At 50.7% G+C, this 26,260-nt stretch carries 13 protein-coding genes; 10 read left to right on the top strand and 3 right to left on the bottom strand.

The window, feature by feature from the left end:
* Nucleotides 1-88 precede the first annotated feature (88 nt).
* Nucleotides 89-1,090: an AraC family transcriptional regulator gene (locus tag THICY_RS06185; protein ID WP_013835760.1), complete on the bottom strand. Its 1,002-nt coding sequence runs from the start codon at nt 1,088-1,090 to the stop codon at nt 89-91.
* Between the two features lie 229 nt (nt 1,091-1,319).
* Here THICY_RS06185 and THICY_RS06180 point away from each other — a divergent pair, with 229 nt between their 5' ends.
* Together THICY_RS06180 and THICY_RS06175 are read left to right on the top strand one after the other, a co-directional pair.
* Nucleotides 1,320-3,113: a ShlB/FhaC/HecB family hemolysin secretion/activation protein gene (locus THICY_RS06180; protein WP_013835759.1), complete on the top strand. Its 1,794-nt coding sequence runs from the start codon at nt 1,320-1,322 to the stop codon at nt 3,111-3,113.
* 22 nt (nt 3,114-3,135) lie between these two features.
* Complete coding sequence (locus tag THICY_RS06175; RefSeq protein ID WP_013835758.1) at nt 3,136-15,681, top strand: two-partner secretion domain-containing protein; 12,546 nt, start codon at nt 3,136-3,138, stop codon at nt 15,679-15,681.
* A gap of 55 nt (nt 15,682-15,736) precedes the next feature.
* On the opposite strand, the gene dbpA is transcribed toward THICY_RS06175, so the two are convergent.
* Entirely contained in the window at nt 15,737-17,131 is a 1,395-nt protein-coding gene (gene dbpA, locus THICY_RS06170; RefSeq protein WP_013835757.1) for an ATP-dependent RNA helicase DbpA, read from the bottom strand.
* 126 nt (nt 17,132-17,257) lie between these two features.
* Nucleotides 17,258-17,497, bottom strand: coding sequence for a helix-turn-helix domain-containing protein (locus THICY_RS06165; protein WP_013835756.1), 240 nt, complete (start codon nt 17,495-17,497; stop codon nt 17,258-17,260).
* 107 nt (nt 17,498-17,604) lie between these two features.
* On the opposite strand from THICY_RS06165, the gene THICY_RS08775 reads away from it, so the two are divergent.
* The 8 genes from THICY_RS08775 to THICY_RS06130 all read left to right on the top strand — a co-directional run bounded on the left by THICY_RS08775 (nt 17,605) and on the right by THICY_RS06130 (nt 26,232).
* Nucleotides 17,605-17,832 carry a hypothetical protein gene (locus THICY_RS08775; RefSeq protein ID WP_013835755.1) on the top strand — a complete coding sequence of 76 codons (228 nt, stop codon included), beginning with the start codon at nt 17,605-17,607 and terminating at the stop codon, nt 17,830-17,832.
* The gene (locus THICY_RS06160; protein ID WP_013835754.1) at nt 17,829-19,325 is read left to right on the top strand and encodes a Wzz/FepE/Etk N-terminal domain-containing protein; all 1,497 of its coding nucleotides are present in this window, start codon (nt 17,829-17,831) and stop codon (nt 19,323-19,325) included. The genes THICY_RS08775 and THICY_RS06160 overlap by 4 nt, the downstream gene beginning before the upstream one ends.
* A 205-nt stretch (nt 19,326-19,530) precedes the next feature.
* Nucleotides 19,531-20,517, top strand: coding sequence for an AAA family ATPase (locus tag THICY_RS06155; protein WP_013835752.1), 987 nt, complete (start codon nt 19,531-19,533; stop codon nt 20,515-20,517).
* Complete coding sequence (locus tag THICY_RS06150; protein ID WP_013835751.1) at nt 20,514-21,431, top strand: DUF58 domain-containing protein; 918 nt, start codon at nt 20,514-20,516, stop codon at nt 21,429-21,431. The genes THICY_RS06155 and THICY_RS06150 overlap by 4 nt, the downstream gene beginning before the upstream one ends.
* Nucleotides 21,428-21,958 (top strand): hypothetical protein, encoded by a 531-nt coding sequence (locus THICY_RS06145; RefSeq protein WP_013835750.1) that lies wholly within the window; start codon nt 21,428-21,430, stop codon nt 21,956-21,958. Before THICY_RS06150 ends, THICY_RS06145 begins: the two co-directional genes overlap by 4 nt.
* Nucleotides 21,951-23,036: a VWA domain-containing protein gene (locus THICY_RS06140; RefSeq protein ID WP_013835749.1), complete on the top strand. Its 1,086-nt coding sequence runs from the start codon at nt 21,951-21,953 to the stop codon at nt 23,034-23,036. Before THICY_RS06145 ends, THICY_RS06140 begins: the two co-directional genes overlap by 8 nt.
* Nucleotides 22,937-24,862, top strand: coding sequence for a vWA domain-containing protein (locus THICY_RS06135; protein ID WP_245534946.1), 1,926 nt, complete (start codon nt 22,937-22,939; stop codon nt 24,860-24,862). The genes THICY_RS06140 and THICY_RS06135 overlap by 100 nt, the downstream gene beginning before the upstream one ends.
* Nucleotides 24,856-26,232 (top strand): hypothetical protein, encoded by a 1,377-nt coding sequence (locus THICY_RS06130; protein WP_013835747.1) that lies wholly within the window; start codon nt 24,856-24,858, stop codon nt 26,230-26,232. Before THICY_RS06135 ends, THICY_RS06130 begins: the two co-directional genes overlap by 7 nt.
* Nucleotides 26,233-26,260 lie beyond the last annotated feature (28 nt).

The raw sequence follows: 26,260 nt of genomic DNA, 5'->3' as shown, positions 1-26,260 counted from the left end.
TTAGAAAACCAATTAACGACTGTATCAAAAACCTCAAGAAGGTCGCCAATAGATTTTAGGCGATAGGTGATCTTCTTGAGATATTTTACTATGAGTGGCGCGAAGCCCCTTCTTTGAACGCCTTTAGCGAGCACCCAAACCAACTTCGAAAAGCTCGAAAGAATGAAGTTGTTTCACGATACCCAAGCATCAGTGTTATTTCAGTCATAGGCATATGTGTATTAAGCAAATAATGCTCAGCCATATCCTTGCGGCAGTGTCGCACAATGTCTGTAAGACTGGTGTTTTGTTCGGAAAGACGGCGTTCCAGGGTTCTTTTGCTTAATGATAATCTTGTTGCAACGCGTTGGGAACTTACTTCTCCAGATGGAAGCAACTCATTAACAATGTGATAAACCAAGTTAATAAAAGTTTGATTATCGACTTTAAGAGATTGGGTATTAGTTATGCTGGTGTCGAGACCTTTGGTGACTAAGTTATTAACGGATAAAACTCTATGTTCTAAGTCGGTCAGTCGAAACTCAATTACAGCGCTATCAGCTATTTCAACTTCGCAGCCTATTTGTTTCGAAATTTCAGTCAAGTGAGGTGCTGGGTCAGTGATGGCGACACGTTGCGGCACAATGTTTTTTGCGCTCACATTACGACAACTTTTAACTAGCCATAAAAAACTCATGATTTGTCCAATGCCATAAAGAGGGAAATCATCTGCTTGGCGCTGCAACTCAATCGATAAGCGCTTATCGTCTTCAGTGATATGCCAGCGCACAGGTTCAATAAGTTCTTTAAATCGCGCAACGCGATAAATTCCCATCAATAAATTTTCACTACATTGCAATGCTAAAAATGAATGACCAAAAGCTGCTTTAGAAAACCCATCAGCCAATTTAATATGAAAGTCATCCTTTCCATACTGCATTACTAATTCACCAAATATCGTGGCTATTTGTCCAGAAGTGACATTTAGGTTTTGTAAGTTATCGGTTAATAATGAAATTTTTGATGCTCTCAGAACGGCTTCACTGTCAACATCCAAAATATGGCATGCTGCCTGAAACTCCTGATAAATATCGTATGTTTTGATGCTCATCGTCATTCCCAGCTATTTTTTATAGATGCTATTTTAATGCAGTTTTTAGCATTAAAGGATACATCTGTCATATTGGCGCAAATTGATAATGGTTTGGCGGAAAGTGATATGTAGAAAAAAGTTGTTGCTGTTTATGATACCCGGTATTAATTAATAATTTGAACTTTGCACTTAATTATAGTTATTGCTTAAAACTGCATATTTATTTACCGATGATAATGGGAGTATCATGGCAATAAACCCAATCCAGTCGTTTATACCCCCACTATTTCTACGACAGGCATTATGCTTGAGCCTAGCAGGCCTGCTAGCCAGCTCACCCGCTGTGGCTCAAACCCAACCCGATGCCGGGTCGATTTTGCAACAACTTACCCCGCAGATTCCTCAAATCGCGCCTGCGCTCCCTTCAGTGGAGTCGCGTCAAGACGATCCATTAGCGCCAATTCCGGCGGCCGGACCAACGGTATTGATCACATCCATGACCATTGTCGATGTGGACGGTGTGCTCACTGACGAAGAAAAGTTCGCACTGGTAGGTGATGCTACAGGCCAGCGGTTGGACTATGCCGGTATGCTCAGTTACCGCGATAAAGTTACCGCCTATTTGCGTGCCAAAGGCTATTTAATGGCCCGTGCCTATTTGCCGCGTCAAGATGTCACCGACGGCACGGTCGAGATCCATATTCTGATTGGTCGGCTGGACGAACAGCAGTCGTTTTTATTTGAACGTGAAGACGCAAATGATGCCGCCGACGATGCGCGACCCAGCAGTGAGCTTGATGTGGATTTTCTTACCCGTATGGCCGCCGCACATCTCACCCCTGGTGAAGCGCTGAGTGAAGCGCCGCTCAATGCCAGCGTGTTAAAAATGAGCGATTTGCACGGCATTAACGCCACCGCCACGCTCACGCAAGGGGCGGAGTTGGGTGAGCTGCGGGTGCGTTATCAACTGCAAACCGAGCCGCGGCACAATCTGTTGGCCTGGGTGGATAACCAAGGCAATCGCAGTACCGGCGAAACCCAAGCGGCGGCGCAATACCGATTGGTCAACCCCAGTGGCAAGGGCGATCAGTTGAGCCTGTTTGCCAACCACAGCAACGGGGTCGATCTGGCGAACCTCAGTTATGCTACGCCTCTTAACCCACACGGCCTAATGCTCAATCTGGGCTATTTAAACCTGGATTATCGCGTGATGACCGAATTTGGTCGTGAGCAGCAATCGCGTGGGTCGGTGCAAGGCGTTAATGCCGGACTCACCTATGCGCTGATTCGCTCGCGGGTGCACAACCTGTATTTGAGTGGGGAATTTAGCAAGCAGCATTTACTCGATGAGGTACGCGGAGACATTATCAAACAGCGTGACAAGCACAGCCTAAAGCTCGGCCTCAATGGCGACTGGTTGGACGGGCGCTATGGTGGCGGCTTTAACAGCTGGTCGTTCAACTGGACCCAAGGGCAATTAGACCTGCCGATTGGCTTGGACGCCGACCAAGGCGGTTTTCAAACTGCCGGCGGTTACACCAAGCTCAATCTCAGCTTTAACCGCATTCAACGACTTAACGCCGACTGGACCGCATCACTGGCCTATCGCGGTCAACGGGCGTTTAAAAACCTCGACTCCTCCGAACAAATGAGCCTCGGTGGTGTCAGTGGCGTGCGAGCCTATCCGGGGTCTGAGGCCAGTGGCGATGAAGCCGACCTGATTAATTTTGAACTGCGTTACGAACTGCCCCAAACCGGTTGGTTCGACAGCGCGCAACTCACCGCCTTTTATGACATTGGCTGGGTGCAGTTGCACAAAGATTTGGGCAACCAGCGCCCAAACAATCAACAAGAAATTAATGCCTACAGCTTACAAGGCGCGGGCTTGGGCATTCGGATGACCCGGCGCAATAACCTGATGCTGCAGTTGCAACTGGCCAGCAAAATCGGCACCAATCCCGGCCTAGATAACAATGGCAATGACGCGGATGGTCGTACCGACGACACGCGGGTGTGGGCACAATTGGTCAAGTGGTTCTAAGAGATTCTAAGGGGATAGGACAATGAACAAGGCATATAAGTTAGTCTGGAGTGCGGTGAATCGGACTTGGGTCGCGGTCAGTGAAGTGATCAAGACCGCCCAAAAAGGGCGTGGCAAGGTGCGTCGGGCAACCGATAACTGCCCCGCCGAACCCCATGGCGACTTAGCAGGCCTGCTGGCACCCCCCTTAGCCATCAAACCGCTGGCCTTTAGCCTACTGGTTGCCATGACGCCTGTCAGCACCGCCTATGCGCTGGATGCCAACGCCCTACCCACCGGTGGCCAGGTCAGCGCCGGCCAAGCCGACATCAGCCAAACCCACAATGCCTTAGTGGTTCAGCAACACAGCCATAAACTCATTACCAACTGGAACAGCTTTAACATTGGTCGAGATGCCAGTGTGACCTTCCAGCAACCCACCGGCGGCCATGCCCTGGCGCGGATTAGTGATAACAACCCCAGCCAAATCCTCGGCCAGCTCAGTGCCAATGCCAACCTTACTTTAGTTAACCCCTCGGGGATTATTTTTGGCGCCGGTGCACAAGTCAACGTCGGCTCGCTCGTAGCCACCACGCTGAATATCACCGACCAGGATTTTTTAAATGGCCAATACCGTTTTGATGGCCAAGGGGCGCTGGGACAAATCCTCAACGAAGGCCAGCTGGAAGCCTTTGAAGGCGGGCGGATTGTGCTAATGGCCAATCAGGTGACCAACCAAGGACAGATAACCGCGCCCAACGGCGATGTGGCGCTGATTGCCGCCAACAAAGTCACGCTCGACTTTAACGGCGATGGCAGTTTATTGGTTGAGATAGAGCAAGGCACTTTAAATGCGTTAGTGGAAAACCAGAACGCCATACAGGTGGGCGGTGGCCAAATTCTACTCAGTGCGCGGGCGCTCGACCAGTTGAGTAAATCGGTGGTGAACAACACCGGCTTATTAGAAGCCAATAGCCTAACCGAACAAGGCGGGCGCATTATCCTTGAAGGCGATGACATTACCCTGACGGCCAGCAGCAGCTTAATCGCGACCGGCAAAACCGGCGGTGGTGACATTCTGGTCGGTGGTGATTGGCAAGGTGGGGCGAATGAAGAACGCCGCGTATTTGAAGACCCGAATGCCCTTTACCAAGCGACCACAGTTACCATGGAACAGGGCGCGACCATTGACGCCAGCGCCACGGTCAACGGCAAGGGCGGCACGGTGGTGCTGTGGAGTGACATCAGCAACGCCGAATCGGTGACCGCCGTCAGCGGTAGCTTGTACGCCAAAGGCGGGGCAAACGGTGGTGATGGTGGGCAGATTGAAACCTCAGGCCATCAGCTCAGCATTGCAGATAGCGCTACGGTTTCTACCCATGCGCCACAAGGCAAGTCGGGCGAGTGGTTGCTGGATCCAAGAGATATTCGTATTGCTTCTGATGGTGATGTGAGTGGGGAGGCCATTGGTACGGCACTCGCCAACAACAACGTCACGATCACCACGGAGCCATCTTGTGTAGACGTGACATGTACCTTTAACAGTGAAGGTGAAGCGGGCAATATCGAAATTGTTGATGCCATTACCTTTGAGGGCGCCAACACCTTAACCCTTGAAGCAGCTGGCTCGATTAGTGGTTCCGGTAACATTAACTTTGGCACTCATTCCGGCGCTCAACTTGTCTTGAACACGGCTTCTGGCACAGGCACCTATTCGGGTGTGATCTCGGGTTCGGGTAGTTTGGTAAAAGCAGGTGCGGGCGCGCTTACGCTGACCGGCAATAGCAGCTTTACCGAGGGTATCAGGGTTGATGGGGGTGAACTGATCGTGTCGGGCACTCTCGCCAACAATGCGTCAAATGACGTGGTCGTCAATGAGGGCGGTACTTTTGTTTTTGGTAGAGGGGATCTATTCGCGACAAATTCATCTTCCCGAAACAATACGATCACGATTAATGAGGGTGGCGTTGTCACCAATAATGGCAACTTCAACAATCGAATCGACAGCCTTGTGCTCAACGGCGGCACCTTAACCTCAATAGGTGGTTCAACTAATCCCAGTGGTGGCCAACATGCTGGTGCTTGGCAGTTGTCTGATGAGGTTACTGTTAACGCTAACTCCACTATTACTGGTGTTGGATTAGTAGCTCTTGGGGCTGGAAGTGCCAGCCCGTCTTTTAATGTGAGTGAAGGTGCCGAGCTGAAGATTGATGCCGTATTGAGAAATGGCGTTGGGAACCCAATTTGGCCAACCGCGTTTGCTGGCAACCTCGTTAAAAATGGCGCAGGCACACTGGTGTTAACGCAAAACAATGTTTACACCGGTACCAACACCATCAATGCGGGCACTTTGCAGATTGGCGATGGCAGTGCCACTGCCGAATCCGGCTCACTTGGCACAGCTGCCATCTCAATCGCTGCGGATGCGAGTCTTATCTATGCGCGCTCTGATAACTTGACGCTGAATCAAGCCATCTCAGGTGCGGGTGGCTTGATCAAGGAAAACACGGGTGAGCTCACTCTTAGCAGCACTAATAACACCTTTACCGGAGGCATGATTGTTAACGGCGGTAGTTTGATTGTAGAGGGTCGTGGTAGTGGCAATCCGGTTCTTGCAAACCATGAAAACAACAATATTGTGGTCAATGATGGCGGCACCTTCGTTTTTGGTGGTACTGGCGGCGATGTGTTTGGCGGAAATTCAGTTGCGCGCCAGAATACGATTACAATTAATGCTGGCGGTGTGGTAACGAATAGCGGTAACGTCAATAACCGAATTGGTAAACTAGTGCTTAATGGTGGTACCTTGACTTCTTTAGGAGGCACTACCAATACTAGCGGTGGCGTTTCAGCCGGTGCTTGGCAGTTGTCTGACGAGGTTACTGTTAACGCTAACTCCACTATTTCTGGCGTTGGATTAGTGGCTCTTGGTGCCGCTAATGCAAGCCCAACCTTTAATGTAAATGAAGGTACAGAGCTTACGATTGATGCTGTTTTGAGAAACGGCGTTGGGACCCCGAATTTTGGTAATGCGTTTGCTGGCAACCTCGTTATAGATAACACAGGCACAGTGTTTTTAACGAGAAACAATACTTACACCGGCAACAACACCATCAATGCGGGAACGCTGGTGTTGCGCAACGACAATCCGGATCCGAGTTCCAAAAGCTTCACGGGTGCCGGGCTGTTGCGTATCGAGTCTGATGATGATTCTTTTACAAGTGCCTTCAATACCAACGGCTGGACTTTTGGTTCGGCTTTGACAGGCCTTACCCTGGGTAAAGAAAGCAATACTGCGAACATCACTATCGGCAGTGCTGCATCCATCGCTGGCTCCATTTCAGTATATGGCGGCGATATTACCGTCAATCAAAACCTGACTTCCACCGCCAACGGTGCAGAAATTCTTCTCAAGGCTTCGGGCAGGATTTCGACAGCCAGCGATCGCTATATCCGAGCAAACAATGGCGATATTATCTTCTGGGCAAATTCGAATGGTTCGGAATCTGGGGGTATTACTATAGGAGCAAATAGCTGGCTGAACTCTGCTAACGGTCTACAGAACCAAAGCTCTGGTGGTGGCAACATCATTCTGGCGGGCGGTAGTGAGATAGACGGGGATGGTAATCCAACAGGTTTTGCCAAGAGTAATACAACCCATGGCGTGTTCTTGGGTAATGACACCAGAATGTATAGTGGCGGCGGCGACGTGGCCATTCGCGGCAAAAGCACCAACACATCGAGCAGTCCTTCGGCAGGATCGCGTGATGGTAACGGTTACGCTGCGCAAGGAATCCGACAAGAACGAAAACTGAGGATCGAATCCGGAACCGGCCAAATTTCCTTGGTGGGTGAGAGCGATGGCTATTACGGCATTGAGCTTGCCGCCATGGCCACTTCCAATGATGAACTTATTATCCGATCAGCTGCAGAGAACGGCGATGCAATATCCATTCATGGAGAAGGGCACAATAGCTATGGCGTGATGTTGAATCATACTCAAACTCCTGAACCCCGCAAATGGATTGTCGCGACGGGCGCTGAGGGGAATATTACGATCACTGGCCGCACCAGCCATGGCACTTATATCGGCGAGCGCGGTTCTGGCTCTGATGGAACTTTCGGTATTTTCGCAAATACGAGATCACATATCCTCGCCAGCAGTGGAATCATCACATTGGACGGCGGCACCGAGGGTATTCGTTTCAGAGCGAATAGTGAGCTCGGTGCAAGAGACGCCAGCGGGTCCTTGCTGAGCACAAGCGAGAGCAATCTCGTCTTAACCGCGGATAAGATGATTATTGACGGCACCATTAGGGTGGAAAGTACGGGGACACTGACTGTACAACCTTACAGCACCAGTTTTAGCGAGGATCTTGACTGGCCTCTTACCAATTTAAACATTGTTAACAGCATTTCTGGCTTGACCTTAGGTAAGCCGGGTAATTCGGCCAACATCACCATCAATAGCGCGCAAACTATTGCGGGCCCGATTTCGGTGTATGGCGGCGATATTACCGTCAATCAAAACCTGACTTCCACCGCCAACGGTGCAGAAATTCTTCTCAAGGCTTCGGGCAATATTTCGACAGCCAGCAATCGCACTATCCTAGCAAACAATGGCGATATTATCTTCTGGGCAAATTCGAATGGTTCGGAATCTGGGGGTATTACTATAGGAGCAAATAGCTGGCTGAACTCTGCTAACGGTTCACAGAACCAAAGCTCTGGTGGTGGCAACATCGTTTTGGCGGGTGGCAGTGAGGTAGACGAACATGGCGATCCTACGGGTTTTGCCCAGAGTAATACAACTCATGGCGTGTTTTTATCCGATAGAGTCGGAATTTGGAGTGGCGGCGGCGATGTCGTTATTCGTGGTAAGAGCACAACCGCTGCAAGTCCGGTTGCAGGTACACGCAATACTTCGGGTTATGACGCCCAAGGGGTGCGGCTGAGATATGATTTAACCATAAATTCGGGTGTGGGTACTATTGCCGTTATTGGAGAAAGTAGCGCTTATTATGGTATCGAGTTAAATGCAAATGGTGGCAGTAGTCGGACCACTACGATAAGGTCAGATGCACCTACTGGGCAGGCTATTCTAATGGATGGTTTGGGCCATAATAGTTATGGCATTAAGTTTAATCATGCTGGAAATAAATGGATATTAGGGGCTGGTGGGGGCGATGTTACGCTCAGAGGTCACACAACGGGTACGGTCTATCTTGGGGAGCAGACTACTTTTGGTGGCCTTCGCGGTATGTTTTTTGGTGATCAATCAAGATTGCTGGCTAGTGGGGGCACACTCATTCTGGATGGCGGTTCACATGGGCTTCACTTTAGACCGGATATTAATGTGGGCGCAAGATCGGATTCAGGTGGCCAGATACAAAGTAGTACTAGTAATGTGATGCTTGTTGGTGATGTTATTCCTAGGTTTGATGGCACTCTTGATGTGAGGACAACGGGAGCATTGACCATTCAACCCAGCAGCACGAGTTTTACTAGTGAACTTAATTGGAGAGACTCATTTACTCATTTGCGTGTGTATGAGATCACTGGATTGGTTTTAGGCAAAGAGGGCAATACAGCGAACATCACCATTAACCGCGCTGAAACCATCGCTGGACCTATTTCGGTATATGGCGGTGATATTACCGTCAATCAAAACCTGATTTCTACCGCCAATGGTGCTGATATTCTTCTTATAGCCTCTGGCAATATCACATTAGCCAACAGCCGTAGCATTACCACAAACAATGGCGACATTATTTTCTGGTCAGATAGCGACGCTTCAGGATCAGGTGGTATTTCACTGGGTAGTGGCATTAATCTGAACAGCGTTAATGGCGCGACAACGAGCGGCCTCTCTGGTGGCGGAAAAATCGTACTGGCAGGTGGTAACGACTCGGATGAAGATGGCGTGCCTGACGGCTATGCCGTGAGCGCCAGCGCCCCGGGGGTTCGCATTCAAAATAACGCCCAAATTCGCAGTGGCGGCGGCGACATCATCATCCGCGGCAAGAGCACCAATCCAACAAGCGGCTGGGATGCTGTGGGTCTTCGTCAGGAAGGCACACTGGTGATGGATTCTGGCACTGGAACAATCGAACTAGCTGGACAAAGCGACAAAGCCTACGGCGTTGAGTTGCAGGCGGGCAGTGGGGCGTGGATCGATCCGAATAGCGGGACACTTTCCATCCAGTCTGCGGCAACAAGTGGCACGGCTATTTCACTTACGGGTTCTGGCTTTGGTAGTTATGGCGTACTTCTGAACTACGGTAACGCCAAGACCATCGAAGCAACGGGTGGAGGGGACATTGTAATTATTGGTTCAACGACGTCTGATGAATATGTAGGCGAGTACACGAGTGATCCAACATTCGGCACTAATGTCAGTCCTTGGGGTGTGTTCTTCGGTGACCATACGAGTCTGCTAGCAAGCGGTGGCAAGATCTCAGTTGATGGCGGCACCGAAGGTGTTCGCACGCGAACCAATATCACCTTAGGTGAAAAATCGGGCTCAGCGGTCACAGCAAGCACTGCAAACATCCAGCTCCTTGGCGACAAGGTTCAAATCGATGGCTCATCGGGTACAAGTATTGCCACCACTGGCACCTTGACGCTAGCACCTTCGAGCAACAGCTTTAGCGGTTCACTAAACTGGCCACTTGCTAACCTAACGATTGGTTCAGGCATAACCGGCTTGACTCTGGGCAAAGCGGGCAACATGGCTGATATCATAATCAATAGCCCGCAAACCATCGCTGGGCCGATTTCGATCTACGGCGGTGCGCTCACTATTAACGAAGCCCTTACTGCCACCAACAACAATATCAACCTGCACGCCAGTGGTGCAGTTACTCAGTCTGCTGCACTTTCAGCCAATGGACTGGGCTTGCATGGCACGGGCAACTTTACCCTCACCAACGCCGCTAACAACATCGGCACTTTAGCCGGTGGAAGCTCGGAAACGCCGCTGGGCAGCCTCAGCTTTGTCAATGCGGGCGCCCTTGAGATTGGGGCGATCAACCCGGTTGGACTTAAGGCGACTGGCAATATTTTTGTGGTCACGAAAAACGGCAACCTCACTATCTCCGAAAATGTCGTGACTGAGAGTAAATCCGAAACCGCTATTGTGCTTGCTGCGGGCACCGATGCCTCAGCCGGTGGCGACGGAACTCCGGGCATGGGCAATGTCTTAATTGACCTCGATGGAGTTGGCGATCCCACCATTGAAATCACCGCGGGCACCGGCGGGACTATTAGACTCTACACCGGCGATGTTGACGGCAGCACCGGTCTGTCTCAGCTGGTTGGTTTAGGCAGTGGCAACTTCCGTTACAACACCAGCATCAACGCCGACGGAACCTTAAGCAAAGGCTACACAGCAGAAGCGGAGCTTGATTCGGATGTTGTCAATGCTCTTTATCGCGAACAGCCCACGGCTAACGTCACAGTGAGCAACCAGACCATCACCTACGGCGACAGCCTGACTGTCACGGGTGATGCGACAGGTATGGTCAATGGAGATACACCCACTTATGGCGTCAGTGGTGTCACGGCTCAGGACTTCTCAACTTCTAACAATCTCAAAGTAAACCAAAACGGCGGTTACACCTTAACGGCCACCGGCTTGGAGGCATTAGGTTACAACATCTCTGGCGGCAGCAATGGAACACTCATTGTCAATCCTAAGGAAATAACGATCAGTGGAATTAAGGCGGAGAACAAAACCTATGATGGCAATACAACTGCAACGGTTTTGACTGGAAATGTCCAAAAAGACGGACTGATCGTCGGTGATCTAGTCACGCTCAATTCGAGCGGTGTCTTCGCCGATAAAAATGCCGCAGATGACGTTGAGGTAATCCTCAGCAATAGCTTTGATGGCGCTGATCGTGATAACTACACGATTGTAAATCAAGAAACAACTACTGCGAATATCATCCCAAAATTACTGACACTTTCGGCTTTAAAAACTTACGACGGCACAACCGATTTGACTGGTTTTGTGACTTTGGGAGGTTTTGTTGGTGATGAAACTCTCGGCTACAGCGGAGCCGCCGCGAGTGACAAGCACGTAGCCACCGCAGGCAAGTTTATCAACGCCATTACGCTAGAAAACGGCGACAACGGTGGGATCTCCAGCAACTACGCTCTACCTACGTTAAACGCTGCGAACGCACCCGTTACGATTAATCCAGCCACTTTAACAGCAACGCTCAGCAATACTGGTGTCACCAAAGTCTATGACGGTACAACCAATGCACCGGGTGATTTTGAACCTACTTGGACCTTCAGCGGTCTAGTGAATGGTGATACAGCGGCGGAATTGAATTTCAATGAAGCGGCTTATCAGGACAAGAATGTTTCTTTTGACAACAACCAGCTGACACTTTCTGACTTAGCGATTGATGGCGTAATTGGCACCAACTCCTCGCAAGCGACCGACTATGTATTAGATGCCACGTCCAAGTCTGTCAATGCCTCTATTACGCCTGCACCTCTGAGAGTGCGAGCGAACAATGATGCGCGCTTTGTTGGTCAGACAGAAGACACAAACTACGCTGGTGTTAGCTTTATTGGTTTGGTCAATGGTGAAACATCCGATGTCCTAAATGTATCTGGGCTGTCGATCTCGCGCAGTGATAGCGCAAACAATGACGCTGGCACCTACTCACTGACACTATCGGGCGTGACAGCCGATAACGGCAACTACAGCATTACCTTTGAATCGGGCACCTACACCATTGTTCCAGCTGGTCAGTTGCTGATAAGAGTAAGTAATGTGTCTGAGGTCTATGGCAATTCTCCCACATTTACAATTGCCAGTGCTGAGTATTTAGATAACGACAATTCCACTATCAACTCCGTAACGGTAACAGGTAGCAGCAGTAGCTTTGATACTGACGGTGTCACTTTCGATATCGAAGCCAGTGACGCAACCACAAGTACTGCGGGAGAAATCAATGTTGGCAGCTATCAACTGTCGGGTACTGTGACCGGAGGTAACAGTAGCAATTTCAGTAATAATCTAGTGGTGGTTGGTGTGCTGGATATTACGCCTAGGTCACTTTCGGCCTCAGCCACTGGCGGTATCAGCAAGATCTACGAGGGCACGACGTCGATGTCTGGCGTCACGTTGGCGCTTGATGGCTTGGTAGATAATGATGCAGTCACCGTATCCGGGCTCGGCGCATTTGATAGCCGGGACGTTGGTACTGGTCTTGATTACACCATCAATAACCTCGCATTGAGCGGAGCCGATGCTGGCAACTACTTCCTCTCTGGGGGAGGCAGCTTTACCGGTGGTAATGGCAAAATTACCCCCAAAGAGGTCACTTTGAATCCACAAGCGGCGACCCGTGTTTATGACGGCTCTGTCGACTACACACCAACTCCCGATGACTTGGCTTTCCTAAGTGATTTACTCGGCGTAGCCGGTGACACGGTGACGTCAGCAACTCTGGCGTTTGACAACAAAAATGTCGGTACGAGCAAGACACTGACGCTGAGTGGAGTCGTGATTGGAGATGGCAACAGCGGCAACAATTACACTATCAACGTTGGCTCGAATGATGCCAGTGCGATTACGCGCCTTGATTCGGTGAATTGGGTTGGTGGTGATACTGGCAACTGGTTTGATCCAGCCAACTGGGCTGGTGGTGCGGTGCCGGATCTGGCCAACGTGGCGAATGTGATCATACCTGAAGGCGTAACGGTTTCTTTTGATACTTCTGATGCCATAAGTCCGGCTGATGCTTCTCAAGCCGTTGAGATTGAAAGCATTGGATCGGCAGGCTCGCTTACCCAAGCTAATGGGGAACTTAATATCGGCGATGGCGGCATGACGCTCAATGCCTTCACTCAAAATGGCGGAATCCTGACCAATGCTGGCCCCACGAACTTGAGCTCATTCGAGCAAACGGATGGTAGCTTCACGGGCACGGGTGACTTCACGTCGAAAGCTTTCTCGCAGACAGGTGGCAATACAGATTTAACCAATAACTTCACTGTTTCAGAGAGCTTCAGTCAAGGTGAGGTTGGGTCAGTCACTGTGGGTGGAAACACCTCCATCACGGATATAGACGGTGGTATGACCATCGGTAATTTAAACACCACGGGCACGACGAATCTGACCAGTACGGATGGCGCGATCACTCAGGCTTCCGGTACAAAAATTATTTCCAATGACGAGGCAACAATCAGGGCTCGTGATAATGAATCGCCCGCGAATTTCTTTGATGTGATCTTGGATGAAGAGGACAACGAATTTTCAGAAAAGGTGACTGTTGAAGGCGACAACGTCACGCTTGTTGCGGCAGGTAATTTAGATGCCGATGTCACCGCTACAACTGATGCCAAGGTCGATGCATCAGGGGAGCTGACGATCGAGGTTGAGGCTGGCGGAGATGCGGAGCTGACCTCCGGCGGCGACATGACCGTGTCAGGCAATAGCCAGAACCTGACAACTCAAACAACCGGAGCGGGCAATAGCATCAGCTTTGGCAACACCACGGTGCGCGCTAATTTAGAGACCACCACCAACGACGGCAATATTACTCAGACCGGTCCATTAGATGTGACTGGCACAACAGACCTGGCTGCAGGTAGCGGTGATATCACCCTTGATAATGCGGACAACAACTTCGGTGGCGTGGTGAATGTGTTGAGCGGCAAGGATGTCACCCTTAATGACACCAACAGTCTAACGCTAGGCAACGTGACCACTACGGGTCAGCTCGATGCGACGGCTAAAGACGATCTGACGCTGACTGGGGTAATGGCGGTCGACAGTCTGAAACTTGAAGCCACAGATGGCAAGATTGATCAGACCGATGGAACGCTGACGGTTGATAAAGCCACGGAGCTGACAGCGGCGCAGAATATAGATTTAGCTCAAGCCAATGACTTCAAAGGTAAGGTCAAGGTGACGGATGCGCTGAACGTGACGCTGAATGACATCAATGGCTTGGAACTGGGCGATGTGACGTCGCGCGGCAAATTGGACGCGACGGCGGGCAAGGAGCTAGCACTCAACGGCGCGATCAATGTCGAGAGCCTGGATCTGGAGGCCGAAGCGGGCGATATCACCCAGGATGAAGACAGCACGCTGACAGTGACCCAAGGACCAACCAATCTTGAAGCCGGTAACGACATCACGTTGGATGGGAATAGCAATGCCTTTACAGGCAAAGTTACCGCCGACGGCGACAACGTGAATCTAGCCGCCGCCGGTAACTTGGATGCGGATGTGACGGCCAAAACCGATGTGACGCTCAATGCCAGCGGTAATCTCACCGCCGAGGTTGAAGCGGGCGGAGATGCCAACTTAAGCTCTGGTGGCACAATGACCGTAGCGTTAGATGTGGATGGCAACAGCGATTTGAGCTCTGGCGGTAACATGAGCGTTGAAGGCAGTTCAACCGATCTCAACATTACCAGCGGTGGCAGCACCACATTCGGTGAAACCACCTTAGCGGGCAATCTTGATGTCACGAGTGCGCAAGGCATTAGTCAAACCGGCACACTCGACATCACCGGTACAACAGGCCTGGCTGCAGGTAGCGGTGATATTGCGCTAACCAATGCCAATAATACCTTCAACAGTCCAGTCAATGCCGCGAGCAATAACATTGGCTTGACCGCCAAAACCAATCTGGCGCTGAACAATATTACGGCCAGGGGTGACCTCAATGCGCGTTCGGTAGAGGGTGAGCTGACCCGAAACCGGGATGCCAATTTTGCGGTGGGCGGTCGTCAGAGTCTGTTTGCTCGTGGGGGTGTGGTGAGCTTTGATCCAGCGCCGATTGTGCCGATGACTGATGTGAATGCGGCGCCGATTGTGCCGGTGACCGATGTGAATGCGGCGGTAGCGGGCATGACATCCGGTAATGAATTGTTATTACCGACGCTGGTCAGTGCCGATGCCGGCAGTGATTCGGGCGGCTCCAGTGAGGGCGGTGCCGGCAGCACCAATGTGGGTTCTGCGACCAGCAGTAGCCAGTTCGGTGCCCGTCGTAACGACTTTAGTATTGAACTCAACGAAGTGGATGTGGTGGTGCAGTCAAGTCTGCAAGCCTCAGACATGGGAGCGGCGCCTGCGACCGCTAAGCTGCGTGTGGGCAATCAAACGCTTGAGTTGGGCGTGAGCTCGACGTCACAGACCAGTGTGGTGCGCACCAGCCAAGCCAGCTCGGATGTCAGTAGCGTGCGCACACTCAGTGTGACCCAAGTGAATGGTGCCGGCGCAAGTCGTACCGAGGTGTCGGTGGCGCAAAGTGGCGGTGTCTTGAGCGTCAATCAAGGTCAAACGGCGGTGAGTGAGTCGGTTGAGCCGGTGGCGTTGAACGCACTCAACGTGGTGGATCGGGTAGAAGCTCAGGTCGAGCTAGGGGTTGATGCGTTGGTAGACTTGGTGGTAGAAATCACCGATGATAACCAACTGATCCTCAATCTAACGGATGAGCAACTTGCGCGTTATCCGATGCCACAATTAGTATCCTTGGGCTTAATGGCCGCGAGCTATAGCTTTGGGATCACGGTTGAGGCGGTGAGCAACATCGTCATTCGCACAATCAATTAAACTGATGCACGGCTTATGGGTATTTAGGTTAGCTCACCAGGCCTGCTGAGCGGGTTTATAACATCCGGGCGCGGACGTTTTTGCCTTTTAGTTTTTCACTGCTTAGGTGTTTAAGCGCGAGTTTCGCAATCGGGCGTTCTACCGCGACATAGCTGCGCATGTCGGTGATTTTGATTTTGCCGATCTGTTCGCCAGTGATCAGCGGATTGGCGGTCAGTGCGCCTAGAATGTCACCTGGGCGTAGTTTTATTTTTTTGCCGCCATCAAGTTGCAAGGTAACCATCTTGGCCTGCAGGGGTGTTTGTTTCAAAATACTTAAATCGGGTAAGGGTTCCGTTTTGATCTCTTGATCGAGATACTCACCTAACACCGCCACCTTATAGCTTTCTTTGTCGCTGATTAAACTGGCGGCGAGCCCTTTGCTACCGGCGCGTCCGGTACGGCCAATCCGATGAACATGGATTTCAGGGTCGTGGGCTAGGTGAAAGTTGATCACCGCATCGAGCGCATCAATATCCAAACCCCGTGCCGCGACATCGGTGGCTACGAGTACCGCAATGCTTTTATTGGCAAATTGAATCAGGGTTTGATCACGCTCACGCTGTTCTAAGTCACCGTGTAACGCGGCCACATCAAAGCCGACCTTATGCAAGGCATCCGCCACCATTTGGGCATCTTTTTTGGTGTTGCAAAACACCACGCTGGATTCAGGGCGATGCTTAAGTAGCAATAAACGTAACGCAGTAAGGCGTTGTTCAGGCGTGTCAACCTGATAAAAATGCTGGGCGATGCTGGCATGGTCATGTTGCGATTCAACTTGAATGCGCAGGGGTGTTTGCATAATCCGCTCGCTGATTTGTTCAATCTGGCTCGGAAAGGTGGCACTAAATAACAGGGTTTGGCGCGGGCTGGGTACGGTTTCCATAATCGCATCAATCGCTGGCTGAAAGCCCATATCGAGCATCCGATCCGCTTCGTCGAGTACCAACACCTTGAGGTCATCAAGCTTAAGCGTTTGTTTGCGCAGGTGTTCTTCAATGCGTCCCGGTGTGCCGACTATCACATGCGCCCCTTGTTGTAAGGAGCTGAGTTGTGCGCCCATGTTCATCCCGCCACATAGCGTCATGACTTTAATGTTCGGCAGGCGACGCGCAAGACGGCGAATTTCTTCGGCCACTTGATCGGCCAATTCGCGGGTCGGGCAGAGTACCATCGCTTGAATGTTGAAATTTTTACTATCCAGCTGATTGAGTAAGCCCAAACCAAAGGCTGCGGTTTTGCCCGAGCCCGTTTTACCCTGCGCAATCACGTCTTGGCCCGCCAAAATCGGTGGCAAGCTTTGCGCCTGAATCTCAGTCTGGTGCAGATAACCGAGGCTTTCAAGATTGCTGAGTAGGTCGGGGTGTAAATTAAGGGTCGTAAACGAATGTGGCTGGGCTGGTTGGTTCAAGGCGGGTTCCTGCTGATAAGGTAAAGTGATGTGTTATCGATAGGCTATTGTAAGGGTTTTCTAATTAACTGCTCAATTATCTGCGATGGGTGATGTTAAGAATTAGGGATAACTATATCACCAGGTCTAGTAATGTTTTTTTCGCAAGCTAACTAGACCTTCAACGGGATCAAATCCCAAGCATTCGCAATACCAAACAAATTCCACCACATCTAAGCGGCGCTGGCCAACTTCTATCTTGCCAATAAACGAATGGGGTTTTTGAATCAACTCACCAGCTTGGCGCATGGTTAACCCTTTGGCTTCGCGTTGCTCGCGTAGCCAACTAGATAAGCGTTTAGCTTCTGGAGAGTAAATAGTTTTCATGTGTCCCAATTGTAGGAACAAAATATACGTACCCAAATTGGGGACGTAGTTAACTACTAATATACTGCTATTTTTAATTAGTAAATACAAAAAATATGAAAGCAAAAATGTCTCGTATATCAGGCCAATCTCCTGCGGCACTTATCTTTGGGGGTATTCTCATGCTAATTTACCCCAGCCTGTTAACACTCGAAAAACCTATGTTGTTTTTGACTTTGACATTGTTACAGCTGGGTTTGCTAGTGTTAGCTTTTTATCAGCTTGACTGGGCAATCATCACCCACGTTTGTTTGTTGCTGGTATTAATAATTACAAGTCTGAAGGTGCGCCAATGAATCAGCATAACCCTGCACCCATGCCGCCTCAATATGATGACGAAATTGACCTCTATGAACTCTGGCAAACGATTTGGTCACAGAAGTGGCTGATAGCCATTGCCACAATTATAATGACGGTTATTGCTGGGCTGTATGCAATCAATATGACGCCAACCTACCAATCTGAAGCTTCACTACTACCCCCTAGTTCAGCGCAAATTGATAGCATTCGACTCTCAGAACTGAGCGGTTTTAATTTAGAGCGACCAACTCAAGAAAGTGTGTACCAGACTTATCTGGAAAATCTAACTTCATCAGAAGCAATTATGCATTTGCTTAGGTTGGAGCCTCATCAAGCGTTTATACAAAATGAGCTGCAATTGTCTGAGACGCAAGCCTATCGGTTTTTGCGCAAAAATCTAACTATTACGACGCCAGAGATATCGCAGAAAGAAGTTTTTAAATTACTGAGTACCCGTATTGCTTTTCAAGCATCAAGCCCACATATTAGCTATGAAATATTATCCGACTTTTTAAGCGCTTCCGCTGACTTGACCACACAAGAAATTCGTAACAGTTTACTTACCAGTATTGAACTCAAAATAAGCCGGTTACTAAGCGAATACGAACAAGAAAATGCCCGTGTAAACCGTGAAATTGAAGCTGAAATCAAGCGCCTTGAAGAGGATGACCTTGAATCGAAAACGGTTTTATTGCAGAAATTTGAGCTTGAGAATCAGCGTGTAAACCGTGAAATTCAGGCTGAAATAAAGCGATTGGAAGAGACTGATATAGAACACAAAGAAAACCTGACTGAGCAAATTAAACTCTTGAGAGAGAAAGCAAAGCTTGATAGAGAGTTTCGTATAGCTAGGCTTAAGACTGACCTAAATATTGCACAAGCTCTAGGTATTGAAACACCAGTTAATCCGTCCGACTATAATCGGCAGGCTGGCAATGTTTCCAGGATTGATATTAATAGCCAAAACCCTTCTCGCTACTGGCTTGGAACCAAGGCTTTGACCCAAGAAATTAGGTCATTACAACAGCGCACATCAGATGACCCTTTTATTAGTGAATTACCGGATTTATTTAGACAATTAGAAGCACTTAATGTTAATCAAAGAATCGAACGTTTAAAAAACCGTCAGGACAACTTTCCATTTTCAGAGGAGTTAAGGAGTATTCAAGCTAAGTTGAATCAGTTAGATGAAGAAAATATCCGGATCCTCACTCTAAAAAACCGAACAGATAATTTTCCTTTTTCAGATTCACTTCGTAGCCTTCACAATAAACTCGAAGTGTTAAATGAAGCGAAAACAAAAATCGCTCAGGCCGACTTTAGTGTTTTTCGAGTTGCGCAATTACCGATGGTTCCTGAAAACCCAATTAAGCCCAATAAAAAACTGATTGTTGCAGTTGCCTTGGTATTGGGTGGTATGTTGGGGATTTTTATCGCACTGATTAGAGGTGCCGTGCGCAAAAGAAAACAAATGCAAGTTGTAGATTAAAGCTCAGCAAGTGCTCGAACATTATTCGTTTCAAGAATAGAGATTGCTGAAACGGCTGTTTTCCAGCGTCTTGAAATCAATCTCTTTATTTATTCCCCAAAAATTTTTAGGGTATTTGGCATACTGAACATCTTGCATTCACCAGCCGCCTTTTGTATATTCAACCACTCAGTTGAATATTAGCGCTGGAATTAAAGGAAAAGCTATGTCAGCAAACGCAACAGCGAGCCAACAGGCCTTTATGGGGCTGAAGACACACTTACAAAAAACGATTGTCGGACAGCATGCCTTACTCGAGCGGATGCTAATTGCGATGCTCACCGGTGGTCATGTGTTACTAGAGGGCCCGCCAGGCCTCGCGAAAACGACCGCGGTTAAAACCCTGGCGCGCGGGGTACATGCCAGTTTTCAACGCATTCAGTTTACGCCCGATTTAATGCCGGCGGATGTGATGGGGTCAGAGGTGTTGGATACCCAGCAAGGGGGGTTGAGTTTTATTCCAGGTCCCATTTTTAATGAAATTGTCCTGGCCGATGAAATTAATCGTGCCCCACCGAAAGTGCAATCCGCACTATTAGAAGCTATGGCCGAAAAGCAAGTGACGGCCGGCGGTAAAACGCGTGGTTTGCCAGAATTATTTATCGTGATGGCGACCCAAAACCCGTTGGAACAAAGCGGGACCTACCCACTGCCAGAAGCGCAAATGGACCGGTTTATGTTGCATGTGGTGCTGGATTATCCGACCGAAGCGGAAGAATTAGACATTCTACGTCGGGATCGTGCCAAGCATTTTGGTGCTGATGTTGAGCCCGATACCTCCAGTTTAACCCCGCAGGATGTGATGCAAGCACGCCGCGCGGTGGCGGAGGTTTTTGTGGCACCTGCCGTGGAAGCCTATATTGTGGCGCTGATTGCCGCTACCCGTAATGTAAGTCGTTTTGATGCGAATTTAGCGGGCGTCTTGGATGTAGCGGCGTCGCCGCGCGCCTCGATTGCCCTGTTGCATGCCGCCAGTGCCTATGCTTGGTTACAAGGGCGCGACTATGTGATTCCAGAAGATGTCGCGTTGTTGTTACCTGATGTGCTCCGCCATCGTTTGGGCTTGAGTTTTGCCGGACGTGCGCAAGGTTGGTCGATCGATCGGCTGCTAACCGAATTGTTACGCTGGGTTGAGGTACCCGTTGTGGCATGAGTTCAGCCGTTACTAAGGTGAATGCACCCATTATGAGTGCGGAGGAAATAGCCGCTTGGGCTCAGGCTATCGCCGCAGACTTGGTTGATTTTAAACCCAGCCAACGGGCCAGTGCGCAGCGGTTATTTGGTGATCAGTGGTCTAAATCGACCGGGCAGGGCATGGATTATGCCGACAGCCGAGCTTATTACCCTGGCGATGAGTTGCGTCATCTGAATTGGCGGGCGTGGGCGCGTTCTGGGCAAGCCATGACCAAAGTCTTCCAACAAGAACGTCAGCAGGCCTGGTGCGTCTGTGTGGACCAGGGGCCGAGTATGCGCTTTGGCTCGCACAAGCGTTTAAAAGTTACCCAAGCGATGCGCTTTACCGGCTGGTTAGCCTGGTGGGCGCAGCAACAGGGTGTGCAATGGCAGCTCGTACAAGCCCATGATCAATTACAGGTGTGGCCGGCGCCGGCGGCGCGGGATATTTTTCGGCAAACGATGAATCAACTCGCGAAACCCTGCCCCCCGCAAGCGGTCAACAACGCGGTAGGTTTTGCTGAGCGCTTGCGAGCATCGCAGCAGGCCTGGTTACCTGGGGCAAAAGTTTGGTTAGTGACCGATTTTGTCGATTGGAGTGCACAGGACTGGCAATGGTTATTTGCGGTGCAGGCGCAGTTTGATGTGCAGGCGGTCAGCCTTGTTGATCCGATTGAATTATCTCTGCCCAAGCGGGCGCGACTGGCCTTACAGCAGGGTATGCAGCGCTGGCTACTTGATGCCGATAAGCTGGCGGCTTATCAGCAGTGGTCACAACAGCAAGCTGATACCCTAGCCAAGCAACTGCGTGCTTATGGTATTACCCATTGGCCATTGAGTACCCAGGATGAATTGGTGGATTTTAGACGCTTGGCATTGGAGTTGGCACGATGACCATTGCTCAGCGACCCGATGGCTGGTTTGATCTAGCGCCGACTCTCGATGAACCGTTGGTGAGTGACGTAGCCGCCCAGGGTTTGAGTGGCTGGCAAGGGTTGCTGGTTATGATGATGCTTCTATTCGCATTGCTGTTATTAGCAGGCTTGGTTTGGTGGTTATGGCAACGTTACCAGGCCTGGTATGCCCAGCGCCGTTTGCAACGTTTGGTGCAGCAGGTGGAACGCTTGGTTGAGACGGTTGAAGCGCCAGCGCAACAAGATCTTTCGTTCAGCACAGAGTTACGTCGTTTGGCGTTGGCCATTTATCAAGTGCAGTCGCAACAGTCTCAGTCCCTCAGTCCAACCGAGCATCGCTGGTTGTATGAGGCCTGCTTTAGTGATCGAGCTATGCAACCGCAGGATTTTTATCAGCAACTGCAACAGGCGATGATCGCGCTTGAGCGAGATCGAATGGTGCCGCGAGACCAGCCAGTTCAACAAGGTCAACAAGGTCAGCAAGATCCGCGAGGTCGCCATGACTGAGTTCTTCCCGTTAAGTTGGCAGGATATCGAGTGGCGAGCACTTTGGGTGTTGCTGCTGATTTTGCTATGGCCGCTAATTAGCTGGCTGCGAACCCGTGGCCAGGCGAGTTTTCCTTGGTTGGCCGCACAGGATACCGCTGAGCAATCGGTGTATTATCATTCGCGTATTGCCGCATTTATGGCCACTCAAACCGCTGGCAGCACCCAGGGCAAGCAACGCTTGGCTTGGTTATCACCGCTGCAGGCTGGATTGCGTGTCAGCCTGCTCGGGCTGGTGTTGCTTGCCTTGGCCGGTCCGTTTTATTGGCACAGCCAGCCGCAATCGGTCAGTGACACGCCACCGGTGCGCGATGTAACGCTGGTAGTTGAAAGTTCGGTATCGCTAGTATTAGAAGATTATGCCGAAAACGACCAACCGCTGAGCCGTATCGCCGTCCTACAGCAGGTGCTGGATGAGTTTGTGGCCGCATTACCTCATCACCGCTTTAGTCTGATTTTATATGCCGATGAGGCATTTACGCTGATGCCTATGACAGCGGATCGCAATACTTTGCGGGCGAAACTGCCGCGTTTGTTGCCTTATTTAGCGGGACGTACCGATCAAGCGATGGGCGAAGCGATGGCCATGGCGATTCGTAATATGCACACTGATCCTAATCGTTCAACGACCTTTGAACCGCTGTTAGTGGTGGTGAGTGATGGTTTGCAAGCCCGCAGTCGCTTGAGTTTGGCCGATGTGATTGACTATGCCAATGCCAGCGGTATCGCGATTCATACCATTGGCTTGGGCGGGCAAGAATCTTTATCCGCCGGGCGCTCGAGTTTGATTTATCAACCCTTAGAAACGGCCAGTTTACAAACCCTAGCGGCTGATACCGGCGGACGATTCGTTGCGGTTTATGATCCTGCGGAACTGCGCGACGCCTTTAGCCAACTGCAAGTCCGTGCGCGTGACGACCTGGTCGAACAGGGCGAGGATTGGCGCCAGATCAGCTTAGTCCATTGGCCGCTAAGTTTGGCGTTGGTGGTCGGTCTGTTACTGCTGGCCTCGGGTTGGGCAAGGATGTATTTACGATGAATGGCGGAGCTGAGATGGTGATAGCCGAATTGTTTTTCCGCCAGGCAAGTTGGCTGAGTTTGCTGCTGCCTTGGTTAGCAGGCCTGCTGATCTGGTTAGCCTATCGTCGGCGCCAAGCCACCGAGTATAGTGATGAGGCGTTGCAACCCTGGGCCTTAGCCAGTCGAGCACCGGCCAGTTATTGGCCCTGGCGTTGGCCATTAGGTTTTTGGATTGGGGTGTTACTGCTAGTGGCTTTGGCGGGACCACGCTGGGCGTTAGAATCACCAACTATGCCAACGCAAAGTCAGGGGGTTAATCACTTGGTGCTATTAGATGCGAGTCGCTCGATGACCGCGCAGGATCGTCATCCCGATCGTTTTGCACACGCGCAGAATTTATTGGCGGCTTGGGCACAGCGCTTGCCAGCGGAAGATAGAGTAGGGCTGATGTTGTTTGGTACGGAGGCGTATTGGGCATTACCCATGACCCAAGATAAAGTCTTGTTGCAGGATCGGCTTGGGCTATTGCAAGCTCAGCGTCTGCCGTTTGCGGGCACGCAACTCGATGTGGCGTTACGGCAAGGTTTAGCGGCCGCGCAAGCACAAGGCGTGCAGCAGCTGGTGTTAGTAACTGATGGTGTCTTAGCCAGCCAAAATGAATCTTTGATGGCGGTTGCCGCCGCTATTGCGGCAGCGGATGTGAGCTTGTTAGTGGTTGGTGTAGGCACCTCTGATCCGGTCGCATTGCCCGATTCGGCTTCACCTACGGGTTGGTTGGTGTATGACGGCTTGCGAGTGACGGTACCAATGGAACGCCAAGCCTTACAGCGTTTGGCACAAGCCGCTGACGGCCGCTATGTCGATGATCGTAATCAAACGGCGCAATTGCAGGCCTGGTTAGATTATGACGATCGCTTGGTAGGACAGGCGATCCGTGATGACGAATTAGTCGACGGAATCGAGCAACTTCAGGCCTATTACGATCTTACGCCCTGGATCGTTATGGCGTTGCTGGCTGGTTTGTTGTGGCTATTTGCGGTACCTCGTGTTGCGGTTGGCACAACCACGGGCCTGCTGCTTAGTGTCACGCTGGTGAGTTTTCTCAGTGTGATGGCAAGCTCAGCCGTTTGGGCGAATCCACCCGCTGATTATGTGCGTTGGATGCAGGCCGGTGAACAACAGCATCGCGCGCAACAACATCCACAGGCGCAGGGTTATTTTCGCCAAGCATTATTGACGGCTCGCAATGCCGAAGAGCGGGCGCGTAGCCTATATAATTTAGGTTTAAGTTATGCCGATCAGCAGGCCTGGTCTTTAGCGGTTGAAGCCCTCGAAGGCGCGTTGATTCATCAGTCCGATTTTCCGGAAGCGGCACATAATTTGGCCCTCGCGCAACGTCAGCAAGCCCTGCAGTTAGCCGCGCAAGCACGACAAGATCAAGATGGCGAGCAACAACAAGAGCAGGGTGAAAATGGCCAAGGCGCTGGACGTGATGGCAATGATGATCCCACCCTAGCAGGCGCAACCGATGGTGAAAATTGGGGTCGTGACGATGACGAAGACTATTGGGGCGAAGATTTACCCGAGCGAGAAGGTCAGTTGGCCGAATTGCCGCCAGAACAGCAAGAATTAAGTAGCAGTCGTGGCGCTTGGCAAGGTCAAGCGGTGATTGAACAGCAACGCTTAGATTTTGCTCGTGAACAACGCCAAGCCGATTTACAGCGTTATCTGCAACAGATTGAAGATGATCAGGTGGGCATTTTATTTCACTTGTTTGAACGTGAAGCGGGTTTTCAGGCGCGTCAATCGCAACAAGTCGAGTTGCCAGGGGTGAAACCATGGTAACAGCAAATCTAAGCCGCACAATCTCGGCGGTGTTGCTAGCCACACTATTAAGCATGGCTTGGTTGCCATCACCAGGCCTGGCGATTGGAATTACTCCAACTTTGATGCACGGTGAAAGCATTCAATTAACCTTACGCAGTGACAATACCCATGCCGAATTCGATCGGATGGACTTAACTCCGTTACGTGCCCATTTTCATATTGACGTGCGCTATCCGGCGGTTGATCGGGTTCGACTGACGCTGACGCCTTATCAGCCAGGGCTTATTGAAACCCCAGCCCTACGCAGTGGCACTTTGCAGCTACCGGCTCAACGCTTAGAGGTGGTCGCTAACCCGGCTATGGCGCTGGATTGGTCGGTTGCGCCAGAGCAGGGCTGGTTGGGTGATTGGTGGAGTCAGCAGGTCGATATAACGCTGGTTGATGAAGCCCTTAGCTTAAATGTCCATATGCCACATATGCCTGGTTTAGAGACCGCACCAATGGCACGCTTGAGTAATCAACAGGCACGTTTGCAATGGGCACAGCGGCTGGATGAACCCGGTTCTTTTCAGCGCAGTGCGCCCAGTATTCGCGTGGCGACCCGTCAAGGTGGTGTTTGGGCGTTTTATGCACCGCCTCAAGTGCTAAAAGTGCAGGCGCGTCCTAGTTATATCCCGCCTAGCTTGCCATCCGGACCGGTGGTTTGGCAATGGCAGCGCCCAAAACTGATGATTAGTGGTCGTGTTTATGAATTGCGTACCGAATGGGCGGCGTTGGCTAGTGACCATTTACCCCCTTTGGGCAATCTGTTGCAACAACAATTGCGTGCCAACCTGGTTGATGTGGAATGGTTGTTTCAGCGACGTGAGCAAACAGTTGAATGGCAGGCTGAAGGCCGTACGTTGATTCACCAATGGGTGCAACCCTTTCGTTTAGAAGGGATTCAATGGGGCTATTATGCACCGGTGGATTGGTTGTATTTTGATCGGCATAGTCAGCAATTACAGCAAAAGACTTTAGAACCGCAATGGTTTATTGCCTTACCGCTATGGCTGTGGTTGACTCTAATGGCTTTGGTGCTAGCCGCAGGCCTGGTAGTCTTTAGCCTGCTCGTTTGGTTGGTTTGGGGTATCTATAACCGAGCAAGCTTGTGGCGCATTGTGCATCGCCCAGTCACCACTCCTGCGGAAGCAAGCGCGACTTGGCTAAGCCTATTAGACTGGTCGCAACGGGTTAATATGGGGCGTCCCGCTTCACAGCAGGCCTGGTTAGACGCTTACCAACAGCGTTATAATCGGGTGTGTCCTTATCAAGCGCAAATTCTTGCCTTGCGCCCTTGGTTATTTGCACCGCAAACTGACAGCCAACGTCCAAATCAGCTAAAATAAAACTTCTTTTCAGTGAGAGTTGCTGCGC

This window comes from Thiomicrospira cyclica ALM1 (assembly GCF_000214825.1).
Classification (GTDB): Bacteria; Pseudomonadota; Gammaproteobacteria; order Thiomicrospirales; family Thiomicrospiraceae; genus Thiomicrospira; species Thiomicrospira cyclica.
Note: the sequence above shows the minus strand (reverse complement) of the source record. Positions and strands in the feature narration are given on the sequence as shown.

Bases quoted from the DNA above. Each gene is read 5' to 3' on its own strand.
- THICY_RS06185 (WP_013835760.1), bottom strand. From the start codon at position 1,090: ATGAGCATCAAAACATACGATATTTATCAGGAGTTTCAGGCAGCATGC.
- THICY_RS06180 (WP_013835759.1), top strand. From the start codon at position 1,320: ATGGCAATAAACCCAATCCAGTCGTTTATACCCCCACTATTTCTACGA.
- THICY_RS06175 (WP_013835758.1), top strand. From the start codon at position 3,136: ATGAACAAGGCATATAAGTTAGTCTGGAGTGCGGTGAATCGGACTTGG.
- THICY_RS06165 (WP_013835756.1), bottom strand. From the start codon at position 17,497: ATGAAAACTATTTACTCTCCAGAAGCTAAACGCTTATCTAGTTGGCTA.
- THICY_RS08775 (WP_013835755.1), top strand. From the start codon at position 17,605: ATGTCTCGTATATCAGGCCAATCTCCTGCGGCACTTATCTTTGGGGGT.
- THICY_RS06160 (WP_013835754.1), top strand. From the start codon at position 17,829: ATGAATCAGCATAACCCTGCACCCATGCCGCCTCAATATGATGACGAA.
- THICY_RS06155 (WP_013835752.1), top strand. From the start codon at position 19,531: ATGTCAGCAAACGCAACAGCGAGCCAACAGGCCTTTATGGGGCTGAAG.
- THICY_RS06150 (WP_013835751.1), top strand. From the start codon at position 20,514: ATGAGTTCAGCCGTTACTAAGGTGAATGCACCCATTATGAGTGCGGAG.
- THICY_RS06145 (WP_013835750.1), top strand. From the start codon at position 21,428: ATGACCATTGCTCAGCGACCCGATGGCTGGTTTGATCTAGCGCCGACT.
- THICY_RS06140 (WP_013835749.1), top strand. From the start codon at position 21,951: ATGACTGAGTTCTTCCCGTTAAGTTGGCAGGATATCGAGTGGCGAGCA.
- THICY_RS06130 (WP_013835747.1), top strand. From the start codon at position 24,856: ATGGTAACAGCAAATCTAAGCCGCACAATCTCGGCGGTGTTGCTAGCC.